The organism is Heliomicrobium sulfidophilum, assembly GCF_057715735.1.
The window spans coordinates 244,391-271,072 of sequence record NZ_JBVTZZ010000004.1 but is presented as its reverse complement, the minus strand read 5'-3'; the positions used below and the strand labels follow the sequence as shown (position 1 = coordinate 271,072).

Here is a 26,682-nt window from a genome sequence, read left to right as displayed (position 1 = left end):
GTTTGGGGTCGGCTGTCTCTTTCAGGTGAGGCAGAATTGCCGGTGCAGGGCCTTTAACGCTGCCGTCAGGTCTTTCGCAGGGATGAGACACCAGATGGTGGTGTACGAATCGGCCGACTGGAGGATCGGCACCTTTTCCCGGTTGAGAGCGACGACGATCTGGGCCATCACGCCGGGGACGCCGGTCATGTTGATGCCCACGACAGCCACCTTGGCGCAACCCTGGCGGACTTCGGGACAGAGCCCCAGTTCTTCGAGGACCCGTGTCGCTTTGGCGGTGATCTCATCAGGGATGGTGAAGATCACCGCCGCCGGGTGGACATTGATGAAGTCGACGCTGATGTCTGCTTCGGCCAGGGCTTGAAAGACAGTCTGTCCTGTCAAAGCCGGGTCAGGCCACTGGGATGTATTCACCTTGATCTGGGTGATCGGGGCGGTGTGGGCGATGCCCGTGATCAGGCGGTCAAAACGATAATCATCACAGGCATGATGCTCCGGTGTGCAGATGAGGGTCCCCTTGTCTGGATGGTCAGTGCTGCGGACGCGTACAGACAGGTGATGCTTCATGGCGATCTCCACAGCGCGGGGATGGATGACTTTCGCTCCCTCCTGTGCCAGTTGGCAGACCTCCTGGTAGGAGACGCAGGAGAGGACGCGCGCGTCGCTCACCAGACGTGGGTCTACCGTGTAGACGCCCTTCACGTCAGTAAAGATGTCAACCACCTCGGCCCCTAGAGCCGCCCCGACAGCTACAGCCGTCGTATCGCTACCCCCGCGACCGAGGGTGGCAATTTCGCCTTGCTCGCTCGATCCTTGGAAGCCGGCGATGACAGTCACCCGCTCCTGTTCCAGCTCCTGGCGGATGCGGTCACCGTCAATCCGCTGGATGCGGGCGTCGCCGTATTGCTCCGTCGTGACGATGCCGGCCTGCCAGCCGGTGAGACTGGTCGCCGCCACCCCCGCCCTGCGTAGGCAAGCGGTCATGACGACGGCCGAGATGATCTCCCCACAGGCCATCAGCAGATCCTTCTCGCGCAACGGAAGGTCGGGGTCAACATCACGCACCAGCGAGAGCAGTGTATCGGTCGCGTAAGGTTCCGGCTTGCGGCCCATGGCCGATACGACGACGATCGCCCGGCGCCCTTCCTCCAGCGCTTCCCGGATCCGCTGCACCGCATGGTTTCGCTTTGTTTCATTGGCGACAGAGGTTCCCCCGAATTTCAGGACGGCAATCCTCAAAGTGTCTCACTCCCGGTTGCCGCCGCTGGGGAAGGGTTATATCCGGTTTCGTTGAATCAGCACTTCTGCGATCTGAATGGCGTTGGTCGCCGCGCCTTTCCGGATCTGATCGGCCACCACCCAGAGGTTGAGGCCCTTGTCGGTGGAAAGGTCCTCCCGGATCCGGCCCACAAAGACCTCATCCTTGTCGGAGGTGTAGAGAGGCATCGGATATTTTTTGTTTTGCACGTCGTCAATCACGATGACACCTGGGGCTTTGGCGAGAATTTCCTTCGCTTCAGCGGCAGTGATTTTCCGCTTGAATTCGATGTTGATCGATTCGGAATGACTCCGGTAGACGGGAACCCGGACGGTGGTGGCGGTGATCCGCATATCCGCTTCGTGGAGGATCTTCCGGGTTTCCTTGATCATCTTCCATTCTTCCTTGGTGTAATCCCCATCCTGGAAGACATCGATATGGGGGATCAGGTTGAAGGCGATGGGGTGGGCGAAGACACTCGGTTGCACCGGCTCCCCGCGCAGGACCTGGCCGGTCTGCTCAGTCAGTTCGGTGATGCCTTCCTTCCCGGCACCCGATACAGCCTGGTAGGTGGAGACGACGACCCGCTCGATGCCGGCGGCGTCATGGAGCGGTTTCAAGGCGACGGCCAAGATGATGGTGGAGCAGTTGGGGTTGGCGATGATCCCTTTGTGCCCGTCCACATCCTCCGGGTTGACTTCGGGGACGACGAGGGGCACCTCCGGATCCATGCGAAAGGCGGAGGAGTTGTCGATGACGACAGCGCCCGCTTCAACCGCCGCTTGGGCGAATTCGGTCGACGCCGATCCGCCGGCAAAGAGGGCGATATCGATGCCCGCAAATGCCTTCTCATCGGTGAGGCCGATGGTGTATGCCTGCCCCTGGTAAGAGATGACTTTCCCGGCCGAACGGGCGCTGGCTAGGAGACGCAACTCGCCGACGGGAAAATTCCGCTCCGCCAATACCTTCAGCAGTTCCTGGCCGACGGCGCCAGTCGCTCCGACGATGGCTACATTGTATTTTTTCATCTGTAAGATCCTCCTTAACTGGCGCCTTCGGCCTGTTATGACGGGTTGGCGAGCAGGACTGGCTGCAGTTGCCGCTGTTCCAGCGCCGCCTCGATCGCCTCTGGAATCAACTCCATCCGGGCGATGAGCGAGTTGGCTTTCGTCATGGCATTATCCTGGCCGAAAGGCACCATGTATACGTTTTTCATATTCATCAGCATGCCGATGTTTTTCAGGTTGTTGCTGAGGCCGTCATTGGTCGATATGGCCAGCAGCACAGGGCGGAGATTGCGCAACTGCGCTTTGGCCGCCATGAGCACAGCCGTGTCGGTGATCCCGTTGGCCAGTTTGGCCAGCGTGTTGCCGGTGCATGGCGCGATGACGACGATGTCCAGCATTTTTTGCGGTCCGATCGGCTCGGCATCCACAATCGTGCTGCGCACCTTCTGCCCGGTGATGCGCTCCATCTCTTCCTTCCACTGAGATGAAGGCCCGAAGCGGGTGTCTGTGTGGGCGACCGACTCGGAAAAAATCGGTGCAACGACGGCCCCTTCGTCCACCAGCCGGGCTGCGATCGGCAGCACATCGGCGATGGTGCAATGGGATCCGGTGATGGCAAAACCGATGCGAGTTCCTTGCAAAGGCATCCTGCACACCTCCCGGGGTGTTACCCGTCTCTGTGAGGGACATGCTGCGCGATCAGGTCGGGATAGACACGTGCGAGGATTTCCCCGGCCGTCTTCGGCGCTACCTTCCCCGGCAGACCGGGGGCAAGCTGCGCCCGGATTCCCAAGCGACGGGCCGCTTCGAAATCCGTCCCACCTGGCGCGCTGGCCAGGTCGATGATCAAGGCTTCACGGTTCATCGCTGCCAGTTCCTTTTCGCCCAGCACAGGGGCTGGGACGGTGTTGAAGACGATATCCGTCTCCGCCAGGACAGCGCCCAGGGCGGAAAAGGTCTCGGCGGTAGCCCCCATCTCCCACGCCCTGGCCCGGTGCCCGGCATCGCGAGTGACGACAGTCACCTTTGATCCCATAGCATGTAAAAGGCGGGTCAGGGTGAGGCCCACGCGGCCGAAGCCGAGCACCAGGCTGCGGCTGCCGTGAATCGTGATCGGCAACCCCTCCATGGCGATCTGAAGAGCGCCTTCTGCCGAAGGCACCGAGTTCAGGATCGCCAATTCGTCCATTTCAGCCACCTCGATCAGAGGGTGGCCGCAAGACTGCGCCATCTGCCGCAGATTGGGCCGGGCCACGCCGACAAAGAGGGGGCTGGCCGGCGCCAGCAGGGTCAAGTGAGCTTCCTCCAGGCGCAAGGGCGGATGATGGAGCGGCGCGTAGACGCGGCCTTCAAGGTCAACGCCCGGCATGGGCAGGAGGAGCGCCGCTTTTCCCGCCAAGGTCGAGGGGATGTCTTTCATGATCCGCACCCGTTCCGTTTCCTCCACAGGCAGGCCGATCACATCGACCGTTGCGCCCCGCTCAGCCAGGCGGCGTACGAGGATCTGATCCCGCGCGTCCCCTCCCATCACCGCCAAAGGGATTCCTTGAAGGGTCGTCATGGGTGTTCAAAACCTCCTCCACCAGAAACAGTGAAACTCTTTTTAATATATGAGGCAAGTCGCCCAGAGGTGTGCAGGATGTGATTGTCAAAGATCATTGCGTCGAAGAAATCGCTATGTCGATGTCGGCGTTAAAAAATAATTTTATCTAGCCCGTAGATGAGACCCTTATAGGCGCCGATCCGGTGGATCGCCTCCAGCACGCCGGGCATGAAGGATTCGCGGCTGATGGAGTCGTGACGGATCGAGAGGGTCTGACCGAGGGCGCCGAAGATGACCTCCTGATGGGCCACCAGACCCGGCAGGCGGACGCTGTGAATCCTCATCCCATCGAAGTCGCCGCCGCGAGAACCTTCGATTTTTTCTTCTTCCTGGGGGTGACCCTGCTTGAGCGAACGCCGCTCTTCCCGGATCAACTCGGCTGTTTTGATGGCTGTCCCTGAGGGCGCATCGAGTTTTTGATCGTGGTGGTATTCGATGATCTCCACATGAGGGAAGAAGCGGGCGGCATCGCGGGCGAAGCGCATCATCAGCAGCGCGCCGATGGCGAAGTTGGGCGCGATCAGGCATCCTGTCTCATTGGCGGCAGCCCGTTCGGCGATCTCTTCCATGTCTTTTGTCGAAAGGCCTGTCGTCCCAACGACAGGCGCCACGCCAGCCATCAGGGCAATGCGCACGTTTTCCATGACCGATGCCGGACTGGTGAAATCCACCATCACCTGCGGCTGTGTCTCTGTAATCGCCGCGGCCAGATCGCCTTGCAGCAGGATCCCGCAAGCCGGCAAGCCGGCCAGGACAGCCGCGTCCTCTCCGATACTGTTGTGATCGACGGCAGCGACCAATTCCAACGATTTGTCTCCTAGGACTGCTTTGACTACCTCGCGGCCCACTTTCCCCCTGGCGCCGCTGACCAGGACTCTGATCCTCTCTGACATGGCCCATCCCCCACACTAAAAATGAATACAAAAAGGGAACACCGCATGGAGTTCAGGCGGTGCTCCCAAAAAATAGCATTCGGAAGCTGGTTTCCACCGTCCCCGTACGATTGGATAGCGCTCCACCCGGTCGAATTACCAGATGGCAGTTCCGAACATCTTATGCCCGGACCCAGCCTGTGAGCAATACGGTCACTCCAGACTTCGGCGGTTGCCCCTTTCCCTCCGGTATCATCATCCACCGTCGGACTCCTCCAGGTACTCTTGACAAACCGCGCCTCTACCTCTCCACTGGGAGGTATATTCAGTTGATTACGTTGATGGTATCATGGGACATCCCTGGACGTCAACAGGTAAACGTTAAAAGGAAAAACGCCGGGATGTGCGCCGGTATGTATCGTCCAGTTCGACAATGACCACCTCGGCTCCTACCTTGACGACAGCGTCCCAGGGGATGATCAGCGGTTCCCGGTCAGACCAAAAGCCGCCAAAGTTGCCCCGTGGCGGCAGAATAATGGCGTCGATCTCGCCGCTCTTCTCATCGATCACCAGATCAGAATCACCGACAGCGCCGAGGCGCTCGCCAGTCGTCAGGTTGACGATCTCCTTGCCCACCAGTTCGCTGAGACGCATCGGCGCCCCCCCTCCTTGTCCCCCTACCCCACTATACGCAGCAGGGCTGGAAAATAGAAGCAGGAGAGAAAAACCGGAGCGCCTCAGGGACCATGGCGCCAACGCCGGGAGCAGCAGCATTCAGAGCTCGACACGAGAAGGCCGATCGTTTTACCAGCCTGTCTTTTTCAAGAGATCAGGCAGTTCCACCGCCAGCGGCTTGGCGCCGACGACGGCCAGGGCGCACTGCTCCGGCGTCCAGAGATACCGAGCCGCCTTGGTCACATCGTCAAGAGTCACCGCATAGACCCGTTCAATAACCTCTTCCGGCGGGACGAAGCGGCCATAGCAAACCTCTGATTTGCCGAGGCGCGTCATCCGCGAGTTGACGCTCTCCAGGCCGAGGTAGAGGCTCCCCTTGATCTGCTCCTGGGTCCGTTTCAACTCTTCAGGGCGGATCCCTTCTTCCCGGATACGAGCCATTTCGCGCAGGGAGAGTTCCAGGACCTCTTCGGCGAAGTCGGGGCTCGTTCCGGCATAGAGGCCGAACATGCCCGTATCGGAAAAGGCGGAGTGGAAAGAGTAAACCGAATAGGCCAGGCCGCGATTCTCCCGGATCTCCTGGAACAGGCGGGACGAAGCGCCGCCGCCGATAACGTTGTTCAGGACGTGCATGGCATAGATGTCGGGATGCTCTTGGGGGAGGCCCTGGGTGCCCAGGCAGATCTGGACCTGTTCCACATCCTTATGCTCAAAAACGCTCTTGTGCAGCATCTCCGGTCGAGGGCGCCGGTAGGTTTGCTTCGTCGCATCCATCGAAACGAAGTACCCTTTGATCTTTTCCAGCGTCTTTTCCGGATCGATCGAACCGGCGACGGCGATGACAGTCCGGTCGGCAGAATACTCCGACCGGAAGTGGCTGAGCATGCGCTCCCGCTCCATCCCCTGGATCGACTCGACGGTCCCGAGGATCGACCGGCCGAGTGAACTGACAGGCCACATGGCATCAGAGAGCAGGTCATGGACCAGTTCGTCAGGAGAGTCCTCATACATCTTGATCTCTTCCAGGATCACCCGGCGTTCCCGCTCGATGTCGTCGCCTTCAAATCGGGAGTGAAAAAACATATCAGCCAGCACGTCGAGGGCCAGATCGAAGTGATCATCCAAGACTTTGGCGTGATAACAGGTGTATTCTTTTGATGTGAAGGCGTTCAATTGGCCGCCGACGGCTTCGAGCACCTCTGCCAGGTCCTTGGCCGTCCGTTTCACCGTTCCTTTAAACAACATGTGTTCGATGAAGTGGGACACGCCCGTCACCGTCTGGTCTTCATCTCTCGAACCGGTAGCCACCCAGACGCCTAGAGCTACGGAACGCACATGGGAGATCGGCTCCATCACAATCCGGACTCCGTTCGGCAACACTGTCTTGTGAACCATCTTTTTCCTCCTGAAGGCATCCAAGAAGCCCAATTACGATTCATCCCGCCCCCAAGGGGTTGTGGACGGGAGCTTTTTCTTAAGTACCCCGAAGTGTATCAGCCCGGCGTCTCGCTGTCAACGGTGCGACTCCAATGCTCCTGTCCGATTTTTAAGTCCTATGGGGCGATGAAAAAGACCGGGAGCATTCCCGGTTCACTTCGGCTGATTGAAGCCATATTCGAAGAGACGAAGGCTGTCTCCAAAACGATCATCCGAATGGAGCACGACGGCGATCAACTGGCGGTTGTTTTTCGTCGCTGAGGCAACGAGGCAAGCGCCGGCTGCGCGGGTCGTCCCCGTTTTTACCCCGTCAGCAAAAGGGTACATCCAGAGCAGTCTGTTCGTATTCTTGATCTCCCTCGGCCAGCCTTGCCGGTTCTTCAACTGGGCGTGGCGGCTTTTCACCGCCGCGGCGAACTCCGGCCGACGCATCGCTTCACGAGCCACGATCGCCAGGTCATAGGCGCTGGACCAGTGCTGTTTGTGAGGCAACCCGTTGGTGTTGAAAAACTGGCTGCTCTGCCCCCCCATGATGCGCGACTTCGCCGTCATCCATAAGGTGAAGAATTCCTCACTGCCGGCGATGTGCTCGGCGATGGCCACACAGGCGTCGTTTCCCGACCGCACGAGCGCCCCTGTCAGCAGATCGCCCAGAGCGACCCGCTCGCCGGGGAACAGATGGATGCTCGCCTCCCCGGTGCTCCCCGCCTTCTGGCTGATGATGACCTCATCTTCCAGATTGCCGAACTCAAAGCCTAACAAGGCCGTGACGATTTTTGTCGTCGAGGCGGGCGGGCGGGATTGGTGGGCATTCCGCTGAAAGAGGACCTTTCCCGTTTCCGCGTCCATCAGCACCGCTGCGTCGGCTGTCACCTGCGGTTCAGCGAAGCACCGGTCCGGGCAAGTCAGGGTAAGGAACAGACAGAGCGACAAAGGCAGAACGAGGGACAAGGAAAGTGACAGCGATTGGAACGTCGATTTTGACCGTGATCGTGTAAGGGCCACCTTTCCTTCCTCCCCGGCAAGCTACTGCCGGGTTTATTATTGCACAGGATCGCTTTTTTTATGGTCATTCGGTTGGCTCCATCAACTCCGTCAAGGTGACCGCTTTCCAGCCTTTTTCCTCGATATATTTGAGCAACGATGGCAGCGCCTGGACCGTCGACGGTGTTGGGTGCATGAGGATCAGGGCGCCCGGGCCGATTCCCGCCGTCACGCGCCTCATCCACTCCTGAGGCGATGGCTTAAGCCAATCCGCCGAATCGACCGTCCAGAGGATGAGTCGGTACCCTTCCTTTCCAGCCACCGCCACCAACCGCTGGTCATGTTCCCCATAGGGCGGGGCAAACCACCTGGGCGCCACACCGGTTAGCTTTTCCAGGGCGGCATGGGTCCGCCGGATCTCTTCCCGGTTGGCTGAATCGGCGATCTGGGTGGGATGGGGGTGTGAGTAGCCATGATTGCCCACCTCATGACCGGCCTGGTGGACCTTCTGCACATACTCGGGAAACTTGTCGGCAAAGCGACCTGTAAAAAAAAAGGTGGCCTTAGCCTGATGGCGGGAAAGGCTGTCGAGCAGCGCCGGGATGTGTTCCTGCCCCCAGTCCACATTGATCGTCAGGGCTACCTTATCGACGAGTGGCCCCCGCCGCACAACACCGTCAACATCGCCGCGACCAGTCGTCTCTGAGAATTCCTGGTTATGGGTGATCACATATTGGGTCACACCGGCCAGCAGCAGGCAAAGGACGGTCAAGGTCAGGAGCACTCGCATCAACGCCCAGGGGATGAAGAGGGTGCGCATGGTTCTCCCCCTTTCGGCAACTCAGGTCTATCGGCTGATCCCTAGAGATCTATGCCTGTAGCGAGTCGACGAGAAGGCGAAAACGAGAAAAGCAAACTCGTTGCTGAGTTTGCCTGTTCACATTAGTACTCGATATCGTTGCGTCGCTCAATGGGTTGAGCGATTTGACCGGGTAATGACCCTTTGCGGGGCGCAAACGGTTCATAATTAGAACCGTTTGCGCATCTCGTCAGGCCGGGCGCCGCCGGTCACAGCCGGTTTGTTGGCCTTGAGCACCTCTTTGCGGGAGAGGTTGACCCGTCCCTGTTTGTCGATCTCGACGACTTTGACGGTCACTTCGTCGCCGATCTTGACCACATCCTCCACCTTGGCCACCCGCTCTTCGGCCAGTTGGCTGATGTGGATGAGGCCTTCCTTGCCGGGCAGGACTTCGACAAAAGCGCCGAAGTTCATGATCCGCGTTACCTTGCCCGTGTAGACCTTGCCCACTTCCACATCGGCGGTGATGCTCTCGATGATGCGGACGGCTTTGTTGGCCGCCTCTGTGTCGGTAGCGGCGATGAAGATGCGGCCATCGTCTTCGATGTCAATCTTGACGCCTGTTTCAGCGATGATCTTGTTGATCACCTTGCCGCCAGGACCGATGACTTCCCGAATCTTGTCAGGGTCGATGGACATGGTGATGATCCGCGGCGCATAGGGGGACATTTCGGCAGCAGGCTTGTCGATGACAGCCAGCATCTTGTTCAGGATGAAGAGGCGGCCTTCTTTCGCCTGCTGCAGTGCCTGGGTGAGGATTTCCCGGTTGACGCCCTGGATTTTGATATCCATCTGAAGCGCCGTCACGCCGTCGGCAGTGCCAGCCACCTTGAAGTCCATGTCGCCGAGATGGTCTTCCATGCCCTGGATGTCGGAGAGGATGGAGAAGTGTTCCCCTTCCTTGATCAGGCCCATGGCGATGCCGGCGACAGGTTTTTTAATCGGCACGCCGGCATTCATCAGCGACAGAGTGGAGCCGCAGACGCTGGCCATCGACGTGGAACCGTTCGATTCCACCGCCTCAGAGACGAGACGGATGGTGTAGGGGAATTCGTCTTCTGACGGAATCACCGGCAGAAGCGCCCGCTCCGCCAGAGCGCCGTGGCCAATCTCCCGGCGGCCCGGTCCCCGCATGGGTCGCGTCTCGCCGACGCTGTAGGGCGGGAAGTTGTAGTGATGCATGTAGCGCTTCGATTCTTCCACGCCGAGACCGTCGAGGATCTGCAGATCGGCGATGGTGCCCAGGGTGCAGACGTTGAGCACCTGGGTCTGTCCACGGGTGAAGAGACCGCTGCCATGGGTGCGGGGCAGGATACCGACCTCAACGGAAATGGGCCGGATTTCATCTACCTTCCGCCCGTCAGGCCGCTGCTTGTCCACGGTGATCAGCTTGCGGACAATCTCTTTTTCCATCGTATCGAGAACAGCGCGAATGCCTTTCTCCTCTTCAGGGAACTGAGGAAGCAGCGCCTCCACCGTCTCCTTCATGACTGCCTGGATATCGGCTTCCCGGGACAGCTTGTCCGGGTTTTGGATGGCCTTGAGCAGCTTGTCGCCCACGTATTCACGCACAGCCTGATCGACTTCAGGGTTGGTCTGTTTTAGAGGCACTTCCCGCTTCGGCTTGCCGGCGACAGCCACCATCTCTTCTTGGAAGGCGACGATGCGCTGGATCTCCTGATGGCCAAACATGATCGCCTCGATCATGTCTTCTTCCGGCACCTCGTTGGCGCCGGCTTCGACCATCATCACGGCGTCCTTCGTTCCGGCCACGACCAGGTGCATATCGCTCTTTTCAGCCTGTTCCATCGTCGGGTTGATCAGCAGCTTGCCGTCGACCCGTCCGACGAGTACGCCGCCGATGGGACCTTCAAAGGGGACATCGGACAGGCTGAGGGCGCAGGAAGCGCCGATCATGCCCACGATATCGGGGGGGCAGTCCTGATCGACAGACATGACGGTGGCGACGACCTGGACGTCATTGCGGAAACCTTTGGGAAACAAGGGGCGGATCGGCCGGTCGATCAATCGCGCCGACAGGATGGCCTTTTCAGTGGGACGACCTTCTCGCTTGATGAAACCGCCCGGTATTTTTCCTACAGCGTAGAGACGCTCCTCGTAATCGACGGTCAGGGGAAAAAAGTCGATGCCCGGCCGAGGTTCTTTCGAGCCTGTCGCCGTCGCCAGCACGACCGTATCGCCGTAGCGGGCAAGCACAGAGCCGCCGGCCTGTTTGGCTATCCGCCCCGTCTCAACCGTCAGGGTGCGTCCGGCAATTTCCATGGAGAATACTTGCAAGGAAATATACCCTCCTCTCATAAACATTAAGATATTCGACGTATATGTTAGTATTTCCTTCCATCATGAAAAAAACTCGCCCATACGCAAGAAAGAACGGGTTTCCCCGTTCTTTCCATTTTTTTTAGTGACGAAGCCCAAGCTCGGTCACAAGCTTACGATAACGCTCAATATCGGTTCGCTTCAGATAAGCCAACAGATTGCGGCGCTGACCAACCATCTTCAGCAGTCCCCGGCGGGAGTGGTGATCCTTCTTGTGGGTTTTCAGGTGCCCCGTCAGGTAGTTGATCCGATCCGTGAGGATGGCGATCTGCACTTCCGGAGAACCGGTGTCCTTTTCATGCTGCTTGAACTTGCCGATAATCTCCTGCTTGCGCACATTGTCCAATGCCATCCATGTCACCTCCTTACACATTATTCTCCAAAAGCCAAGAAAGCCGTCGGAGGGTCGGCAATCTGAGCCGATGGAACAAAGTCATTTGCCGATGATGGTGATCACCAGCCGCCCGGTGGCGATGTCTTTGATGACGAGATCAAAAACCCGGCCAGAACGGGCCATAAATCCGCGAAAGCGGGTCGCTGTCGGGATATGCCCGGGGATTTCATGGGCTGCAGCTTCGATGTCGTTGACCGAGATGCGGTCCTGGCGCAGGTTGTACAGGCGCTTGCGGGCATGGTCCGTCACGATGACGCGATGCATGGCTCCCCACCGCCATCCATTTCAGGAACAGTCGCTTTTGTCGTTCAACAAGGCGTACAGGGCGTCCTGAAAGGCTAACCGCGCTGGTTCTTCTGCTCCAGCCATCTGGTAGAGCAGTTCCAGTTCGGACTTCAAAGCCAGGAACTCCTCGCTGGCGCAGATATGGGCTACCTCGCCGGCAATAGAGCGGAGTTGCTGGTGATGCTCGTCGATCAACGGCAGTCCCATGGGCGCCTCCTTCCCCGGAGTCACAAGAAACATTGTAGCACAGCCATTTGCCGAAGTAAAGGCAGGCAATCAGAGAGCATTTCGGTGTTCATATTTCTATGATCCGGTTCGGAAAGATATGTTCCCGCTGAGAGTGAAAAAAGTGCCGTGTATCCTGCAGGTCGGCATGAATTTGTTCCACCAGTTGTTCGGGGCTCTGAAAGCGCATCTCGGGACGCATCCTGCGCAGCAGGTGGAGCGTCAACGTCTGTCCGTAGAGTTCGCCGTCAAAATCGATCAGGTGGGCTTCCACCGTCTCCGCCAAGCCCATCCCAAAGGTCGGCTTGACCCCAATATTGACGACCGCCATGACGCCTTCAGGCAGGATCTCTGAGCGGGCCCAGGCGGCATAGACCCCCCGGTCGGGCAGGTACTGCTCCGTCAGCGTCTCCACGTTGGCCGTCCGGAAACCGATGCTCCTCCCCCGCTGATCGCCCGGCACGACAGGACCACGCAGGATGGGGCTGTAGCCGAGCAGGTCGGCGGCCCGCTCCATCTCGCCCTTCTCAAAGGCTGACCGCACCGACGTGGAACTGACTGGCTCGCCGGCGATGGTCACGGCGTCGATCACCCGCACCCGGACCCCGAGGCGGTGGCCCAGCTCCCAGAGCAGTTCCGGCGTCCCTTTGCCGCCTCGGCCAAAACTGTAATTGAAGCCGACCATCACTGATTCGGCCCGTAGGTGCTCATGGAGCACCTGCCGAACAAATTCCTCCGGCGAAAGCTTCGCTAAATCCGGGTTAAAGGGCAGGGTAAGGACGATGTCGACGCCAAGGCGCCCTAACAGGTCGGCTTTTACATCCATCGGCGTGATCAGTTTCGGCGCTGCTTCGGGACGGATCAACCGCAAGGGATGGGGGTGAAAGGTCGCCACCACCGCTGTTCCTTGGTCGGCCCTGGCCTTTTTCACCATCTCACTGATCAGTTTCTGGTGGCCCAGATGGACGCCGTCAAAATTGCCCAATGCTACATGGACAGCCTGATAGCGGCTGTCGAGCGGACCGTTGTATACGATGGTTTTCATGGCCATACCTACTTCGATCTCTTTTCCAGACGGGTGAACACTTTGCGAGGCTGGCAGAGCCATTGTCCGTCCTTCTGGGTCGCCTGTCCCACCGCCAGCAGCGTCTGCTCCCGGTGCATGCGGATCCACTGGCCTTCCGACCAGTCTTCGCCGCGCAGGTATTGGGCCAACCCCTGGGAGAGGGCCGAAAGGCGGTTTTCCCCGATCTCCAGGGCCGATAGGTGGGCGAGCGCTTCGAAGGGACTGACCAGACGCTCCTGCGGCAAACCCTGCGCCAAAGTCTCCAGGGTGAGGCTGTCTCGGAGGGAGAAGCGGCCGCTGCGAGTTCGGATCAGCCAGCCCATATGGCCGCCACAGCCGATCCGCTGGCCGATGTCATGACAGAGCGTCCGGATATAGGTGCCTGCCGAGCATTCCACATCGATAATAATTTCCTCGGGGTTTAGCGGATCGTACTGAACAATCTCAATCCGGCGGATCGTCACTGGCCGGGCCGCCCGCTCGACTTCGATCCCCTGGCGGGCATACTCATACAGCCGTTTGCCGCCGACCGACACTGCCGAGACCATCGGCGGTGTCTGCCTGATCTCACCCCGGAACGGTTGGAGCACTTTCTCCCAGTCTTCGAGAGACAAGGGGGTGACGGCGCCCCGTTCCAATAGGCGTCCGGAGGCGTCCTGGCTGTCGGTGGTCGCGCCCAGACGGAGTTGGGCCCGGTAGGTTTTGTCGACGCCACCCACCAGTTCGACGAGGCGCGTGGCCTGTCCCACGGCAATCGGTAATACGCCGGCGGCATCGGGATCGAGTGTCCCCAGATGGCCGATCCGCTTCTCTTTCAGCAGTCGCCGGGCTTTGGCCACCACATCGTGGGAGGTCATCCCCGGCGGCTTCAGCAGGTTGAGAAAACCCTCAAGTTCCAGCGGTTCCAAGCTGTTCCATCACCGCCTGCACGATCTGATCTTCCGCCTCTGCCAAGGAACCTATGAAGGTGCACCCAGAGGCGCGCCGGTGTCCTCCGCCGCCAAAACGCTGGGCGATGGCGTAGACATCGATGTCTCCCTTGGAGCGAAAGCCGACCTTGATCTCGCCTTTACTGACCTCCCGGAAGAGAAGGGCCACTTGGACGCCGTCGATGGCGCGGGGATAGTTAATCAGCCCGTCGCATTCGTTGGCGTCGGCGCCGGAGGCCGCCATTGTCTCGCCGGTGATCCGGAGCCAGGCAACACGCCCATCGGCGCTTACTTGCAAGGACGGCAGCGCTACCGACAATAGGCGAAGATAGGCCAGTGGCTTGCGCTCATAGACCTCTTCGCGGATCTCGTCGGCTCGGGCGCCAAGATCGCGCAGTTCTGCGGCCAGACGCAGCGTCTCCGCCGTCGTGTTGGCGTATTGAAAAGATCCCGTGTCAGTCATCACTGCCGTGTAGAGGGCGGTCGCCCCATCCGACGTGATCGGCCAGCCGGCCTCGCGACATAGGGTGTAAATCATTTCACCGCAGGCGGGTGCAGCAGGATCAAGCCAGTTGATATCGCCAAACCGGCTGTTGCCGATGTGATGATCGATGTTGACGACAGGGATCTTGCCATCCAATAATGCAACGGCGTTGCCGATGCGCCCTCGATCGGCGCTGTCGAGGACGACAATCAGATCCGGTTCAAAGGAGGGCATCTTTTCAGCCCCATAGAGCCGGGAGATGTTCGGGAGAAAGCGGTATCCCACTGGCGCGGGATCATCGCAGTAGGCCACCGCCTCTTTGCCCAGCCCCAGCAGGGCCGTCAGCATGGCGCTGGCCGAACCGAGGCAATCGCCGTCAGGCACCTTGTGGACAATCAAGAGAATGCGGGACGCTGCCGACAGGTGAGTGATCACCTGCCGCAGTTCCCCTTCAACGGGGCGATTCGGTATCATCATGGATCTCCATTTCGGTCAACAGCCGGGCGATCCGGGTTCCCCGTTCGATGGAGGGGTCGGAGAGGAATACCAGTTCCGGCACATAGCGGATCCGCAGCAACTTGGATAGTTCTGTGCGCAGGAAACCAGTGGCCTGCTTCAGCGCCGCCAGGGAATTGCCGCGGGCCGTTTCATCGCCCATGACACTCACAAAAACCTTGGCGTGCCGTCCGTCGCCTGACACCTCGACAGCAGTGATGCTGGCAAATCCCAGGCGAGGATCTTTCATCTCATCCCGGAGCAGTCTCGCCAGTTCGCGTTTGATCTCTTCAGCCATGCGGGCCATCCGATGACCGGCCATGGTCGTCAACTCCTCAACTCGGTAGCCGGAAGGAGGGGTCTCCCCCTCCCTTGCGACGTTTTTTGGATTGAATTTTTAGCGAGTTTTAATCAAGCTTGCGCTGTACTTTTTCGATGACGAAGAATTCCAGCGTGTCTTGTTCGCGGATGTCGTTAAAGTTCTCGATGCCGACACCGCATTCGTATCCTTCGGCAACTTCTTTGACATCATCTTTGAAGCGCTTCAGCGAATCGAGCTTGCCTTCATGGACGACGATGCCGTCGCGAATGACACGGACCTCGGCGTTGCGGGTGATCTTGCCGTCAAGGACATAGCAACCGGCGATAGTGCCCGCCTTCGGCACTTTGAAAGTGGCCCGGACTTCTGCGTGAGCCTGAACGACTTCCTTTTCCTCCGGTTCGAGCATGCCCGACATAGCGGCCTTGATGTCCTCGGTGGCGTCGTAAATGACGCGGTAGAGGCGGATGTCAACCTGCTGCGCTTCCGCTGCCTTGCGGCTGTTGGCGTCAGGCCGTACGTTGAAGCCGAGGATCAAGGCGTTGGAAGCGGCCGCCAGCATCACATCGGTTTCGGTGATAGCGCCAACGCCGCCATGGACGCAGTTGACGCGAACCTCATCGGTAGAGAGGCGTTCGAGAGCTCCCTTCAAGGCCTCGACAGAGCCCTGCACGTCGGCTTTGACGATGACGTTCAGATCCTTGACCTGGCCTTCTTTAATCTGTTTGAACAGATCATCGAGGGAGACCTTGGAGGTGCGCTTCTGTTCCTCTTCTTTGCGCTTGTTGACCCGTTCCGAAATGACCTGTTTGGCCAGTTTTTCCTCGGTGACGACGCTGAAGGTGTCCCCCGCCTGGGGCACGTCGGAAAGGCCGAGCACCTCGACAGGCATGGACGGATCCGCTTTTTTCACCCGGCGGCCCTTGTCGTCAACCATGGCCCGGACTTTGCCGACAGCCGTGCCGGCGACTATGACATCACCGATGTTGAGGGTGCCTTTTTGGACAAGCACAGTGGCCACAGGTCCGCGTCCTTTATCCAGTTGGGCTTCAATGACCGTACCGCGGGCTGCCCGATCAGGGTTGGCCTTCAGATCTTGGACTTCGGCCACCAGCAGGATCATTTCGAGCAACTGATCGATGTTCTGGCGGGCTTTGGCGGAAACGGGAACGGTGATCGTGTCGCCGCCCCATTCCTCGACAACCAGGCCGTATTCGGTCAGTTCCTGCTTCACCCGGTCCGGAGTGGCGTCCGGTTTGTCAATCTTGTTGATGGCGACGACGATGGGCACGCCGGCTGCTTTGGCATGGTTGATCGCTTCCACCGTCTGGGGCATGACGCCGTCATCGGCGGCAACGACCAGCACGGCGATATCAGTCACCTGGGCGCCGCGGGCGCGCATGGCCGTGAAGGCCTCGTGGCCGGGCGTATCCAGGAAGGTGATCTTCTTGCCGTCGACCTCGACTTGGTAAGCTCCGATGTGCTGGGTGATGCCACCCGCTTCCGAGGCGATGACATTCGTCTCACGGATGGCGTCGAGGAGCGATGTTTTGCCGTGGTCGACGTGGCCCATAACCGTGACAACAGGGGGACGGTGGATCAGATCCTCGTCAGCCTCATCAGGTTCTTCGGCGAGGATTTCCTCGGCGGTGACCGATTTTTTCACCTCGACGGTGATGCCCCAATCAGCGGCGAGAATCGAGGCCGTATCGGAGTCGATTTCCTGGTTGATGGTCGCCAGAACGCCAAGTTGCATGAGCTTTTTGATGATGTCGGTCACCGTCTTGCCCATGGCCTGGGAGAGTTCCAGCACCGTCACAGACTCGTCGATCAGGATATGCTTCGGCGCTTCCGCCTCCATCTGGCGCATGCCCTTTTTGCCTTTGGGCTGGTTGCGCGGATGGACCAGCTTCGCGCCTGGCCGGTCTTCATAGCGGTGATCATGTTCTTTCGGCTGCACCTTGTGGTTGGCGTGGCGCTGACGTCCGTCTTTTTTCGGCGCTTCCGTCGTTTCGGGAGGCTTGGGGATAGCCGACTTGGGGATCGGCCGGCCACCGCCGCCACCGGGACGACCCTGACCCATGGGCGGACGTCCGGGGCCGCCAGGACCGCCAGGGCCACCGGGGCGACCGCCGCCGGGACGAGGTCCGCCAAAACCGCCACCTGGGCGCGGACCGCCTTGGCCCATGCCGGGGCCGCCGGGACGAGGTCCGCCAAAACCGCCTTGCGGACGGGGACCGCCTTGACCCATGCCAGGGCCGCCGGGGCGGGGGCCACCAAAGCCGCCTTCAGGACGGGGCGGGCGAGGGCCACCTTGACCCATGCCAGGGCCGCCAGGGCGGGGGCCGCCAAAGCCGCCCTCAGGACGGGGCGGACGGGGACCGTCAAAACGCTGACCTTCCGGACGAGGCGGACGAGGACCACCGAAGCCGCCTTCGGGTCGGGGCGGGCGAGGACCGTCAAAACGCTGACCTTCCGGTCGGGGTGGACGGGGGCCGCCTTCAGGTCGGTATCCTTCCGGGCGGGGCGGTCGAGGACCTTCCGGCCGCTGGCCTTCCGGACGGGGCGGGCGAGGGCCGCCTTCAGGTCGGTATCCTTCCGGGCGGGGCGGTCGAGGACCTTCCGGCCGCTGGCCCTCCGGGCGAGGCGGACGAGGACCGTCCGGTCGCTGGCCTTCCGGGCGAGGCGGACGAGGACCGTCCGGCCGCTGGCCCTCCGGGCGAGGCGGACGAGGACCGTCCGGCCGCTGGCCCTCCGGGCGAGGCGGACGAGGACCGTCCGGTCGCTGGCCTTCCGGGCGAGGCGGACGAGGACCGTCCGGTCGCTGGCCTTCCGGGCGAGGCGGACGAGGACCGTCCGGTCGCTGGCCTTCCGGGCGGGGCGGTCGAGGACCTTCCGGCCGCTGGCCTTCCGGGCGGGGCAGTCGAGGACCGCTTTCGGGCCGCTGACCTTCTGCACGTTGACCTTCAAGACGTTCCGGACGACGGTTTTCCGCCGGTGTCTTCGCCTCCTCTTTCAGGGCTGTCTTATGTTGCTCTTCACCAGAACGGCCAGAAGCCGAGCCTTTCCCTTTAAACAGCGGCATTACCTTCTCCACGTCACCGTCTTCAATGGTGCTCAAGTTATTCTTTACATCGATACCCAGTTCGTTGAATTTGGACAAAAGAGTCTTGCTCTCAACACCCAAATCCCGGGCCAATTCAAAAACTCGTTTTTTGACCATTCTGTCACCTCCGCGATATTTGGCTGGATTCGGTTGTGGTTTCGTTGATCGCCTTGTGGATTGCCCCGGCAAAACCTTCGTCGAGAACGGCGACAAGCGTTCGAGGTGAAAGACCGATCGCTTGTCCGACCGTCTCCTTCTGCCCGTAGGTCACCATCGGTACACCAAGGTCCTCACACCAATGACGGTACTTTTGTACAACACCGGAAGAGGCGTCTTCCGTGAATAACAGAAGAAAAACCTTTTGCTTTTTCAGGTGAGCTTCCACCGCGCTGTCTCCAGCGGCGATTTTTCCGGCGCGCCGGGCGAGACCGAGCAATCCATGGACCTTGTCCGTAACCATCAAACCTCTCCCATTTGAGCTTTCAAGTTCTCTACTACCTCCGGCGATATGGGCTGCCGCAGCGCTTTTTCAATCCGCTTGGCCTTGATCGCCTTTGTCAAACACTCTGTATTTGAACAAACATAGGCGCCCCGTCCCGACTTTTTTCCCGTCGGATCGAGAAGAATCGCACCTTCAGGAGTTCGGACGACGCGAATCAACGCTTTTTTGTCTCTCATCTCCCCGCAACCAACACACATCCGTTGGGGTATTTTACGAAGGCGATTCATTTTTTTCCTCCGTGAGTAGAGGCATCTGGTTTTTTATCACTGGTCAACTCAGGAGAATCCTGAGGAATTTTTGCATTGTTGGGCTCTTCGTCATAACCCTCTTCATATTCGTCAGGGTATTCTTCGTAGTCCTCATAGTTGTCATCGTAGGCGTCATCATACGTCTCATCGTATGCCTCGTCATCATACGCCTCGTCGTATGCTTCATCGTAATTGTCGCCGGCCTGCTCGTCAAAGTCTTCATATTCGGAGTCGTAAGCTTCATTATAGTCAGCGAAAGCGGCCTTGGCTGTTTTCGACTGACTTTCACTCTTGATGTCAATCTTCCAGCCGGTCAGCTTGGCGGCCAGACGGGCGTTCTGCCCTTCCTTGCCGATCGCCAGCGACAGTTGATAATCGGGGACGACGACACGGGCCACCTTGTCTTCTTCGATGATGTCCACAGTGACGACCTTGGCCGGGCTGAGGGCGTTAGCCACAAACTTGGCCGGGTCAGGATTCCACTTGACGATGTCGATTTTTTCGCCCTTCAGTTCGTTGACGACGGCTTGGACGCGCATCCCTTTCGGTCCCACACAAGCTCCGACGGGATCGACGTTTTCGTCTTTTGAATAGACGGCGATCTTGGAACGAGCGCCTGCCTCTCGGGAGGCAGCTTTTAACTCGACAGTGCCATCATGGATCTCCGGCACTTCCAACTCAAAAAGCCGCTTCAGCAACCCGGGGTGGGTCCGCGAGATCAACACCTGAGGACCCTTCGTTGTCTTTTTCACTTCGACGATGTATGCCTTGATCCGATCGTTATGTCGGTATGTTTCGCCATTCATCTGTTCCGAAGGCGCCAGGAGCGCTTCGACTTTACCTAAATCAACAAATACGTTTTTATTCTCTGTTCGTTGCACGATCCCGGTGACGATATCGCCCTCACGGTTGGAGAATTCTTCATAGATCATGCCTCGCTCCGCTTCCCGGATCCGCTGCACGACTACCTGCTTGGCCGTCTGGGCAGCGATGCGTCCAAACTCCCGAGGCGTAACCTCTGATTCAATCACATCGTTGACCTGGTAATTGGGGTCAATCCTTTGCGCATCAGCCAAGGTCACCTCGACGCGTGAATCAGTGATTTCTTCAACGATCGTTTTGCGCGAGTAGACCTTGAATTCACCCGTCGTCCGATCGATGTGGACGCGCACGTTTTGCAAAGAACCGAAGTTTTTCTTATAAGCAGAGATGAGTGCCGCTTCGATGGCTTCGATCAGTATCTCTTTTGATATTCCCTTCTCCCGTTCCAAATCTTTGAGGGCAGTCAAAAATTCGACATTCATCGGGATGCCTCCTAATTCAGTTGTCCGTTAAAAACCAGGGTATAGACGAACAGAGGAAACCTGCGTCAGCGGGATCGCCTTTTCCTCGTCATTTTGTATTATCAAGATAGATGCTTCGTTTTTGCTGGCGAGTTCACCCACGTGTTCCTTTGCGCCATTCACCGGGGCGAAAGTGGTAATGCGGACGGCTTGCCCACGAAACCGCTCATAATCCCGGTCCGACTTCAACGGTCTGTCGATCCCAGGTGAAGAAACCTCCAGCGAATAGCCGTGGGCCACAGGATCCTCACGGTCCAGGATCTCGTCAATGCGACGGCTGACCTCCTGGCAGTCCTCCATCTCGATGCCCGATTCCTTGTCGATAAAGATGCGTAAGTACCAGCTACCCCCTTCCTTCACCCACTCGACATCGACCAGTTCCAGTCCAAGTTCTTCCGTGATTGGCTTCACCCAGGCTGTTACCCGGTCTTCCAATCGAACCTTGCCAGACATCGTCTTCCTCCTTACGGTTTCTATTGCTGTCGCGAAGTGCTTGCAGAATTCTCCATAGTTTCACCGGAATAAAAAGGATCCATTCTTGCTCGGATTTCGACGCGATGGGGTTTACAAACGGAAAGAGTGGGCTAGGTACCCACTCCTTCAAAAACTGCAAAAATCCGCATCGATGTGGTCGGACGCCGAAGTAACCAAAGATTCCTTGCTCTGTCGGAAACGCACTAGTGATAGTATAGCACGGTACAATTGCCAAAGCAAGCCTGGTGCCGCTTTTTTAAGCGGCGATGTGACATAACAAAAGAACCCGCCGGGGTTAACCGACAGGTTCATTCTTATTAAAACTGGAGCCACCGACCGGGATTGAACCGGTGACCTTATCCTTACCAAGGATACGCTCTACCGACTGAGCTACGGCGGCAAAATGGCGCGCCCGGGAGGATTCGAACCTCCGACCTCTTGATTCGTAGTCAATTACTCTATCCAGCTGAGCTACGGGCGCATATGGAGCGGAAGACGAGATTCGAACTCGCGACCCTCGCCTTGGCAAGGCGATGCTCTACCGCTGAGCTACTTCCGCATTTGGTGCGGTCGAGAGGACTTGAACCTCCACAGCCTTGCGACCACTAGAACCTGAATCTAGCGCGTCTGCCAATTCCGCCACGACCGCATGTATAAGGTTGTAAATGGTCGGAGCGACACGATTTGAACGTGCGGCCTCTACCACCCCAAGGTAGCGCTCTACCAAACTGAGCTACGCCCCGACAAGGAAGATAGGCGGCAAATAAGCCGTCTACCAGGGTATGCATGGCGGAGTGGGTGGGATTTGAACCCACGCTGGCCTTACGACCACTAACGATTTAGCAAACCGTCCTCTTCAGCCACTTGAGTACCACTCCAGATAGATGGCGGAGCAGACGGGATTCGAACCCGCGATCTCCAGCGTGACAGGCTGGCATGTTAGGCCTCTACACCACTGCTCCGTATTTGGTGGGCGATGACAGGATCGAACTGCCGACATCCTGCTTGTAAGGCAGGCGCTCTCCCAGCTGAGCTAATCGCCCGAAAAAGATGGATAGTGAGGGGGAAAATGGCTGGGGTGGCTGGATTCGAACCAACGAATGGCGGAGTCAAAGTCCGCTGCCTTACCGCTTGGCTACACCCCAGTGATGGTGGAGGGAGAAGGATTCGAACCTTCGAAGGCAGAGCCGGCAGATTTACAGTCTGCTCCCTTTGGCCACTCGGGAATCCCTCCGTGCTATGGTGCCTCGGGGCGGAATCGAACCACCGACACGAGGATTTTCAGTCCTCTGCTCTACCGACTGAGCTACCGAGGCAAATGGTTGGTGGGCGATAACGGAATCGAACCGCTGACCTCTTGCATGTCAAGCAAGCGCTCTAACCATCTGAGCTAATCGCCCAACTATCATGGAGGCGGCACCCAGATTCGAACTGGGGAATAAAGGTTTTGCAGACCTTTGCCTTACCACTTGGCCATGCCGCCATGGGGTGGCTGATGGGACTTGAACCCACGAGTGCCGGAGCCACAATCCGGTGCGTTAACCACTTCGCCACAGCCACCATATTGGATTGAATGGAGCGGGTGATGGGAATCGAACCCACGTAGCTAGCTTGGAAGGCTAGAGCTCTACCATTGAGCTACACCCGCATTTGTTGATGGTCGGAGTGACACGACTTGAACGTGCGGCCTCCTGCTCCCGAAGCAGGCGCTCTACCAAACTGAGCTACACCCCGATGGAATGGCGGAGAGAAAGGGATTCGAACCCTTGAGACAGGTTTTGCCCGCCTACACGATTTCCAATCGTGCGCCTTCGACCAACTCGGCCATCTCTCCGTAAGGTCAGATACCTTATAATATCAGAAGTACAAGGTAAATGACCGTATCTATTGCTTTACTGTAAGGGTTTGCCCCTTAAAAACCACACAGAGGAGTTTATTATACACGATATCCTCTCAGCGCCTAGGCATCCGCCGTATGCCCTTACTAACTTGACCTTGTATCAGTTACTGTCATTGCTCTTCGCTCGGGGCCTTGCCCTTAGGTGTTACCCATCGGGTAGTATCCCTCACGTCTTCGCTTCGACCATAACTGTTTGCGCTTTACCTATCCTCTGTGCAGTTTTCAAGGAGCAAACCTCGCCGCCGTAAGACGGCAAAATGATTAACGTTTTGGTGGAGCTAAGCGGGATCGAACCGCTGACCTCTTGAATGCCATTCAAGCGCTCTCCCAGCTGAGCTATAGCCCCATTATGACCCGCTTCAGTTTCACACATCACTGCATGAACTGCCGGGCCTGCCGGTTTCCGGGCCGATCCGGCGACGTCCTACTCTCCCAGGGACCACCGTCCCAAGTACCATCGGCGCTGGAGAGCTTAACTTCCGTGTTCGGGATGAGAACGGGTGTGACCTCTCCGCCATTGTCACCAGATCATTGTGTTTTGTTGTTGAGTTACCGACTTCACGGTTAGACAACCAAAATCATCGCTTGTCGCGACTCAACCTTGTCTGTCTGTCCGTTCACCGGAATTCAAATTCTATCATACCGCCCAATCATAGTCAACCGGTATGTTTTTCCTCTGAATTCAGTGAATTCAGTCACCCGGTCCCTCAAAATCAAACAGTTGCGATTTCTTCCCTGAAGACAAGGGTTTACAATCCGAAGACCTTCATCCCCCACGCGGCATTGCTCCGTCAGGCTTTCGCCCATTGCGGAAGATTCCCCACTGCTGCCTCCCGTAGGAGTCTGGGCCGTGTCTCAGTCCCAGTGTGGCCGTTCACCCTCTCAGGCCGGCTACCGATCGTCGCCTTGGTGGGCTGTTACCCCGCCAACTAGCTAATCGGACGCGGACCCATCTGATAGCGGATTGCTCCTTTGGTTGTCCGAGGATGTCCCCAGACAACGTTATGCGGTATTAGCAGCCCTTTCGGGCTGTTATCCCCCACTCTCAGGCAGGTTATCCACGCGTTACTCACCCGTCCGCCACTAAGAGCTGCACGCTTTTGATTCGCAACTGTTCGATTTTCAAGGACCGATATTCAGAACCAAGTCACTTGCTGATTGGCGGTAGTTTTTACCGCAGCACAGCGGCGACGTTGACTATTATTACACAACCGCAAAAAGAATGCAACGAGTATTTTTTTCCAGAACGAATTTTTTTGCTTCGATTTGCGCAGCGCCGCAAAAGGCAGGCGCTGCGCTCGCCGTGAACTCCCATGCTTCAGAGCAGGGGGCAAATACTAACGCTATTTATCTGCTTCAGCGGGGACGATACAGATAAAAGAAAAGTCCTGTTCAGAGACATTGCGGAACTGGTGTTCTTCTCCACCCGGCACGTAGGCAACCGAACCTAACTGAACGGGATGTTCCTTGCCTCCTATAAACAATGTCCCCTGTCCGCTCACAATGTAATTGATATGGGGCCAGGGGTGGCTATGGCGCGGTGTCTGCCCGCTTGCGGACAGTGTAAACAGCCGCATCGACCAGCCGTCCCACCCTTGAGCCGGGCCGATCAGCGATTGTTTCACTGCATTCACGATTCCTGGCCCTTCCAGCTTAAAGGCCGAGATAGAGGAAACATCAGAAACAAACATGCATAGGACTCCTTTCGATTACCTTATTATGCCGATGCCTAAGCAACCATTATTTTACTACAAATTTAAACTGTTTTGTAGGTATTTTCACAATCAACAAAGCTCTATTTACTTATGACTCACCGCCATCTCTTTTATCGCCATCTCTTTTATCGCCGTCCCTCTTAACGCCATCTCGCATCGTTATCTCTCAACGTATCGCTCCGACCGGGCAGACGCGCGGACAGACACGCGCATAGTCGCGCAGAGTGTACATTCGCTGTCACGGACAGGTTCCCCTCGAGTTATCAGCCCCATGATGTCGACGTCCATCGGACAATGGTTGTTGCATTGTCTGCAACCTGATCGGCGCTTTTGTCTATGCTTTTTTCATCCCATGTAATGAATAAAACATTTTACTTCATCATCGCTTGTGATACAATGGACATGACAAAAAAGAACGGAGGGGTTAATTCCATGGCAGATCGACAGCACCTGCTGGAAGAAGTCCGACACCAGTGGATCGAAGACATCCTTTCCGCTTCCCCCCTTTTTCTCTGCCGCTTCTTAGGTGTAAACGACCACCCGCTTGCACCGCTCCTTCTATACGGCATGGATCTGGAGGCACTTGTTGGAGACAGGCTAGAACGGATAACGGAAGAACAACTGCTCGGCTACCTTCAAGAACTAAAGGAACAAAAGCTACGACTGTGTTGAAAAGGCGAATACATACATCCTAGCAGCCGCCCTTCCACAGGCGGCTGTACTGTTTTATAAAGAACATTTTCAACGTTCGCTTGCCCAATTCCTTCCATGCCGGCCAGCAACCGGGGGGGGGAGTAGCGCTTTCTCCTCCTCGAACGCGATTATGTCAATAGAACATGTATCTATTCCCTCGGTGATTTAAGGAAAATAGACGCCTATAATCAAATCTTTTGTGAACAGGAGGTTTATATGATCGTAAAAATTAACCTCCCTCGCCTGCTAAACACCCTGTCAATGGTGCTCGATTTCAACACGACCGGTCTGAATCACCATCACAACCGTGTGGCTTACATCAGTTCCGCCATGGCCGGTCTGATGGGGCTAACCGCACAGGAGCGGCATGATCTCTATTGCGCCGCCAGCATCCACGATATCGGCGCCACCTCCTTTCACGAGAAAGTGGCCTTGAGCGCCTTCCATGTCCTCGACACAGAACCCCACTGCCAAACAGGTTATCAACTGCTAAAAGAAATCGGCACCTTTGATCGCATCGCCAACATCATCCTGCATCATCACGATCATTGGGAGTGTCAACAGGAACGCTCCTCCCTGACTCGGCTCAGCGACATTATCCATCTCGCCGATCGTTTAGAGATCCTGCTCACAGAGGATTACATCCTTCACCAGCGGCGAAGCGCCCTGGACCAACTGAACCGATGGTTCGGTACCATGTTCCGGCCGGAACTGAAAGAAGCGCTCCATGAGTTGGCTGCAAAAGAGAGCTTCTGGCTTGATCTGGCCTCCCCTTATGTAGAAGACCTGTCTTTGCGGATGATCTCCCCTGAGATCGGCGATTGCGACTTCCAGAACAAAGACCTAAAGAAGCTTTTCATGATCTTTGCCTTGCTCATTGATCGAAAAAGCCGGTTTACCCTGCACCACTCCCGCCTGGTGGCGTCGTCATCGGTCCATCTCGCTTCCCTTGCCGGCTTCTCTCCACCGGACATTGCGCAGATCGAAGTTGCCGGTCTATTACACGACCTGGGAAAGCTGAGCATTCCCGAATCAATCCTCGAAAAGCCGCGCGCCTTGACAACGCTTGAGTTCGACGTGATCAAGCGCCACCCTTATCACACCTATCACATCCTCCGGCGTCTCGCCGGTTACTCGCAACTGTCCGAGTGGGCTTCCTTCCACCATGAACGACCCAATGGGACCGGATACCCCTTTCGCATCGGCGGCTCCGAACTGCCTCTCGGCAGCCGGGTCATCGCCGTTGCCGATGTCTTCTCCGCCCTCATTGAAGACCGGCCCTACCGTCCCGGCATGGACCGATCCGACATCGAAGCCATCCTGACCCGATCGTCGCGGGAAAAAGCCCTCGACGGGGACCTTGTCGATCTGCTGCTCTCCCACTATGACCTCTTTGCGTCGCTTCGGGAGTTTCTGGATATCCTCAGGTACTGAGAGCATCGGAATGGATCGGGAAGGCCCCCGCCTCG

At 57.8% G+C, this 26,682-nt stretch carries 25 protein-coding genes, 18 tRNA genes, 1 rRNA gene, 1 riboswitch and 1 other annotated feature; of the genes, 2 read left to right on the top strand and 42 right to left on the bottom strand.

The window, feature by feature from the left end; all coding sequences use genetic code 11:
• Positions 1–21 precede the first annotated feature (21 nt).
• The 42 genes from dapG to AC0CW1_RS02610 all read right to left on the bottom strand — a co-directional run bounded on the left by dapG (position 22) and on the right by AC0CW1_RS02610 (position 24,496).
• The gene (gene dapG / locus AC0CW1_RS02815; protein ID WP_488181575.1) at positions 22–1,239 is read right to left on the bottom strand and encodes an aspartate kinase; all 1,218 of its coding nucleotides are present in this window, start codon (positions 1,237–1,239) and stop codon (positions 22–24) included.
• Positions 1,240–1,275: 36 nt separating this feature from the next.
• A complete protein-coding gene (locus AC0CW1_RS02810) occupies positions 1,276–2,286 on the bottom strand; it encodes an aspartate-semialdehyde dehydrogenase (protein WP_488181574.1) in 1,011 nt (336 codons plus the stop codon).
• A 35-nt stretch (positions 2,287–2,321) separates the two neighbouring features.
• Positions 2,322–2,912 (bottom strand): dipicolinate synthase subunit B, encoded by a 591-nt coding sequence (locus tag AC0CW1_RS02805; protein WP_488181573.1) that lies wholly within the window; start codon positions 2,910–2,912, stop codon positions 2,322–2,324.
• A gap of 20 nt (positions 2,913–2,932) precedes the next feature.
• Positions 2,933–3,826 carry a dipicolinate synthase subunit DpsA gene (gene dpsA / locus AC0CW1_RS02800; protein ID WP_488181572.1) on the bottom strand — a complete coding sequence of 298 codons (894 nt, stop codon included), beginning with the start codon at positions 3,824–3,826 and terminating at the stop codon, positions 2,933–2,935.
• Between the two features lie 131 nt (positions 3,827–3,957).
• Complete coding sequence (gene dapB, locus AC0CW1_RS02795) at positions 3,958–4,761, bottom strand: 4-hydroxy-tetrahydrodipicolinate reductase (protein WP_488181571.1); 804 nt, start codon at positions 4,759–4,761, stop codon at positions 3,958–3,960.
• A gap of 107 nt (positions 4,762–4,868) precedes the next feature.
• Positions 4,869–5,052: riboswitch (Lysine riboswitch) on the bottom strand.
• A gap of 69 nt (positions 5,053–5,121) precedes the next feature.
• The gene (locus AC0CW1_RS02790) at positions 5,122–5,394 is read right to left on the bottom strand and encodes a YlmC/YmxH family sporulation protein (protein WP_488181570.1); all 273 of its coding nucleotides are present in this window, start codon (positions 5,392–5,394) and stop codon (positions 5,122–5,124) included.
• Between the two features lie 150 nt (positions 5,395–5,544).
• A complete protein-coding gene (locus AC0CW1_RS02785) occupies positions 5,545–6,810 on the bottom strand; it encodes a M16 family metallopeptidase (protein WP_488181569.1) in 1,266 nt (421 codons plus the stop codon).
• Positions 6,811–7,005: 195 nt separating this feature from the next.
• Positions 7,006–7,857 carry a D-alanyl-D-alanine carboxypeptidase family protein gene (locus AC0CW1_RS02780; protein WP_488181568.1) on the bottom strand — a complete coding sequence of 284 codons (852 nt, stop codon included), beginning with the start codon at positions 7,855–7,857 and terminating at the stop codon, positions 7,006–7,008.
• A gap of 64 nt (positions 7,858–7,921) precedes the next feature.
• Positions 7,922–8,656, bottom strand: coding sequence for a polysaccharide deacetylase family protein (locus tag AC0CW1_RS02775; protein WP_488181567.1), 735 nt, complete (start codon positions 8,654–8,656; stop codon positions 7,922–7,924).
• Positions 8,657–8,863: 207 nt separating this feature from the next.
• Entirely contained in the window at positions 8,864–11,014 is a 2,151-nt protein-coding gene (locus tag AC0CW1_RS02770) for a polyribonucleotide nucleotidyltransferase (protein ID WP_488181566.1), read from the bottom strand.
• A gap of 103 nt (positions 11,015–11,117) precedes the next feature.
• Positions 11,118–11,381, bottom strand: a complete 264-nt coding sequence (rpsO, locus tag AC0CW1_RS02765) for a 30S ribosomal protein S15 (protein ID WP_328793936.1) — start codon at positions 11,379–11,381, stop codon at positions 11,118–11,120.
• Between the two features lie 87 nt (positions 11,382–11,468).
• Complete coding sequence (locus AC0CW1_RS02760; RefSeq protein ID WP_488181565.1) at positions 11,469–11,693, bottom strand: hypothetical protein; 225 nt, start codon at positions 11,691–11,693, stop codon at positions 11,469–11,471.
• Positions 11,694–11,714: 21 nt separating this feature from the next.
• Positions 11,715–11,921 carry a hypothetical protein gene (locus AC0CW1_RS02755; RefSeq protein WP_488181564.1) on the bottom strand — a complete coding sequence of 69 codons (207 nt, stop codon included), beginning with the start codon at positions 11,919–11,921 and terminating at the stop codon, positions 11,715–11,717.
• Positions 11,922–12,009: 88 nt separating this feature from the next.
• Positions 12,010–12,984: a bifunctional riboflavin kinase/FAD synthetase gene (locus AC0CW1_RS02750; RefSeq protein ID WP_488181563.1), complete on the bottom strand. Its 975-nt coding sequence runs from the start codon at positions 12,982–12,984 to the stop codon at positions 12,010–12,012.
• A gap of 8 nt (positions 12,985–12,992) precedes the next feature.
• Positions 12,993–13,913, bottom strand: coding sequence for a tRNA pseudouridine(55) synthase TruB (gene truB, locus AC0CW1_RS02745; protein ID WP_488181562.1), 921 nt, complete (start codon positions 13,911–13,913; stop codon positions 12,993–12,995).
• Positions 13,894–14,892, bottom strand: coding sequence for a DHH family phosphoesterase (locus AC0CW1_RS02740; protein ID WP_488181561.1), 999 nt, complete (start codon positions 14,890–14,892; stop codon positions 13,894–13,896). The genes truB and AC0CW1_RS02740 overlap by 20 nt, the downstream gene beginning before the upstream one ends.
• Positions 14,870–15,235, bottom strand: coding sequence for a 30S ribosome-binding factor RbfA (gene rbfA / locus AC0CW1_RS02735; protein WP_488181560.1), 366 nt, complete (start codon positions 15,233–15,235; stop codon positions 14,870–14,872). Before rbfA ends, AC0CW1_RS02740 begins: the two co-directional genes overlap by 23 nt.
• Before the next feature lie 85 nt (positions 15,236–15,320).
• Positions 15,321–18,455, bottom strand: a complete 3,135-nt coding sequence (gene infB / locus AC0CW1_RS02730; protein WP_488181559.1) for a translation initiation factor IF-2 — start codon at positions 18,453–18,455, stop codon at positions 15,321–15,323.
• A 4-nt stretch (positions 18,456–18,459) separates the two neighbouring features.
• Complete coding sequence (locus AC0CW1_RS02725) at positions 18,460–18,798, bottom strand: L7Ae/L30e/S12e/Gadd45 family ribosomal protein (RefSeq protein WP_488181558.1); 339 nt, start codon at positions 18,796–18,798, stop codon at positions 18,460–18,462.
• Positions 18,798–19,067 carry an RNase P modulator RnpM gene (rnpM, locus tag AC0CW1_RS02720; RefSeq protein ID WP_488181557.1) on the bottom strand — a complete coding sequence of 90 codons (270 nt, stop codon included), beginning with the start codon at positions 19,065–19,067 and terminating at the stop codon, positions 18,798–18,800. Before rnpM ends, AC0CW1_RS02725 begins: the two co-directional genes overlap by 1 nt.
• Positions 19,064–20,392 (bottom strand): transcription termination factor NusA, encoded by a 1,329-nt coding sequence (nusA, locus tag AC0CW1_RS02715; RefSeq protein WP_488181556.1) that lies wholly within the window; start codon positions 20,390–20,392, stop codon positions 19,064–19,066. Before nusA ends, rnpM begins: the two co-directional genes overlap by 4 nt.
• A 27-nt stretch (positions 20,393–20,419) precedes the next feature.
• Positions 20,420–20,884, bottom strand: a complete 465-nt coding sequence (locus tag AC0CW1_RS02710) for a ribosome maturation factor RimP (RefSeq protein ID WP_488181555.1) — start codon at positions 20,882–20,884, stop codon at positions 20,420–20,422.
• Positions 20,885–21,229: 345 nt separating this feature from the next.
• A tRNA-Thr gene (locus AC0CW1_RS02705) sits at positions 21,230–21,305 on the bottom strand.
• A gap of 4 nt (positions 21,306–21,309) precedes the next feature.
• Positions 21,310–21,386: transfer RNA gene (locus AC0CW1_RS02700), tRNA-Arg, on the bottom strand.
• Positions 21,387–21,389: 3 nt separating this feature from the next.
• Positions 21,390–21,464, bottom strand: a tRNA-Gly gene (locus AC0CW1_RS02695).
• Between the two features lie 3 nt (positions 21,465–21,467).
• Positions 21,468–21,554, bottom strand: a tRNA-Leu gene (locus AC0CW1_RS02690).
• A gap of 17 nt (positions 21,555–21,571) precedes the next feature.
• Positions 21,572–21,648: transfer RNA gene (locus AC0CW1_RS02685), tRNA-Pro, on the bottom strand.
• Positions 21,649–21,692: 44 nt separating this feature from the next.
• Positions 21,693–21,783 (bottom strand) — tRNA-Ser (locus AC0CW1_RS02680).
• A 7-nt stretch (positions 21,784–21,790) separates the two neighbouring features.
• Positions 21,791–21,867 (bottom strand) — tRNA-Asp (locus AC0CW1_RS02675).
• Positions 21,868–21,872: 5 nt separating this feature from the next.
• Positions 21,873–21,948, bottom strand: a tRNA-Val gene (locus AC0CW1_RS02670).
• Between the two features lie 27 nt (positions 21,949–21,975).
• Positions 21,976–22,050 (bottom strand) — tRNA-Gln (locus tag AC0CW1_RS02665).
• Between the two features lie 4 nt (positions 22,051–22,054).
• Positions 22,055–22,139: transfer RNA gene (locus AC0CW1_RS02660), tRNA-Tyr, on the bottom strand.
• 6 nt (positions 22,140–22,145) lie between these two features.
• Positions 22,146–22,221 (bottom strand) — tRNA-Phe (locus AC0CW1_RS02655).
• 7 nt (positions 22,222–22,228) lie between these two features.
• Positions 22,229–22,305: transfer RNA gene (locus tag AC0CW1_RS02650), tRNA-Val, on the bottom strand.
• Between the two features lie 8 nt (positions 22,306–22,313).
• Positions 22,314–22,388: transfer RNA gene (locus tag AC0CW1_RS02645), tRNA-Cys, on the bottom strand.
• A 1-nt stretch (position 22,389) separates the two neighbouring features.
• Positions 22,390–22,465, bottom strand: a tRNA-His gene (locus AC0CW1_RS02640).
• Positions 22,466–22,479: 14 nt separating this feature from the next.
• A tRNA-Gly gene (locus AC0CW1_RS02635) sits at positions 22,480–22,553 on the bottom strand.
• A gap of 9 nt (positions 22,554–22,562) precedes the next feature.
• Positions 22,563–22,639 (bottom strand) — tRNA-Pro (locus AC0CW1_RS02630).
• A gap of 6 nt (positions 22,640–22,645) precedes the next feature.
• Positions 22,646–22,739, bottom strand: a tRNA-Ser gene (locus tag AC0CW1_RS02625).
• Between the two features lie 336 nt (positions 22,740–23,075).
• Positions 23,076–23,151, bottom strand: a tRNA-Ala gene (locus tag AC0CW1_RS02620).
• 65 nt (positions 23,152–23,216) lie between these two features.
• Positions 23,217–23,333 (bottom strand): 5S ribosomal RNA (rrf, locus tag AC0CW1_RS02615).
• A 152-nt stretch (positions 23,334–23,485) separates the two neighbouring features.
• Positions 23,486–23,917: a sequence feature (16S ribosomal RNA rRNA prediction is too short), on the bottom strand.
• Between the two features lie 231 nt (positions 23,918–24,148).
• Positions 24,149–24,496 carry a cupin domain-containing protein gene (locus AC0CW1_RS02610; protein WP_488181554.1) on the bottom strand — a complete coding sequence of 116 codons (348 nt, stop codon included), beginning with the start codon at positions 24,494–24,496 and terminating at the stop codon, positions 24,149–24,151.
• 456 nt (positions 24,497–24,952) lie between these two features.
• On the opposite strand from AC0CW1_RS02610, the gene AC0CW1_RS02605 reads away from it, so the two are divergent.
• Together AC0CW1_RS02605 and AC0CW1_RS02600 are read left to right on the top strand one after the other, a co-directional pair.
• Positions 24,953–25,192 carry a hypothetical protein gene (locus AC0CW1_RS02605; protein ID WP_488181553.1) on the top strand — a complete coding sequence of 80 codons (240 nt, stop codon included), beginning with the start codon at positions 24,953–24,955 and terminating at the stop codon, positions 25,190–25,192.
• A 237-nt stretch (positions 25,193–25,429) separates the two neighbouring features.
• The gene (locus tag AC0CW1_RS02600; RefSeq protein WP_488181552.1) at positions 25,430–26,647 is read left to right on the top strand and encodes an HD-GYP domain-containing protein; all 1,218 of its coding nucleotides are present in this window, start codon (positions 25,430–25,432) and stop codon (positions 26,645–26,647) included.
• Positions 26,648–26,682 lie beyond the last annotated feature (35 nt).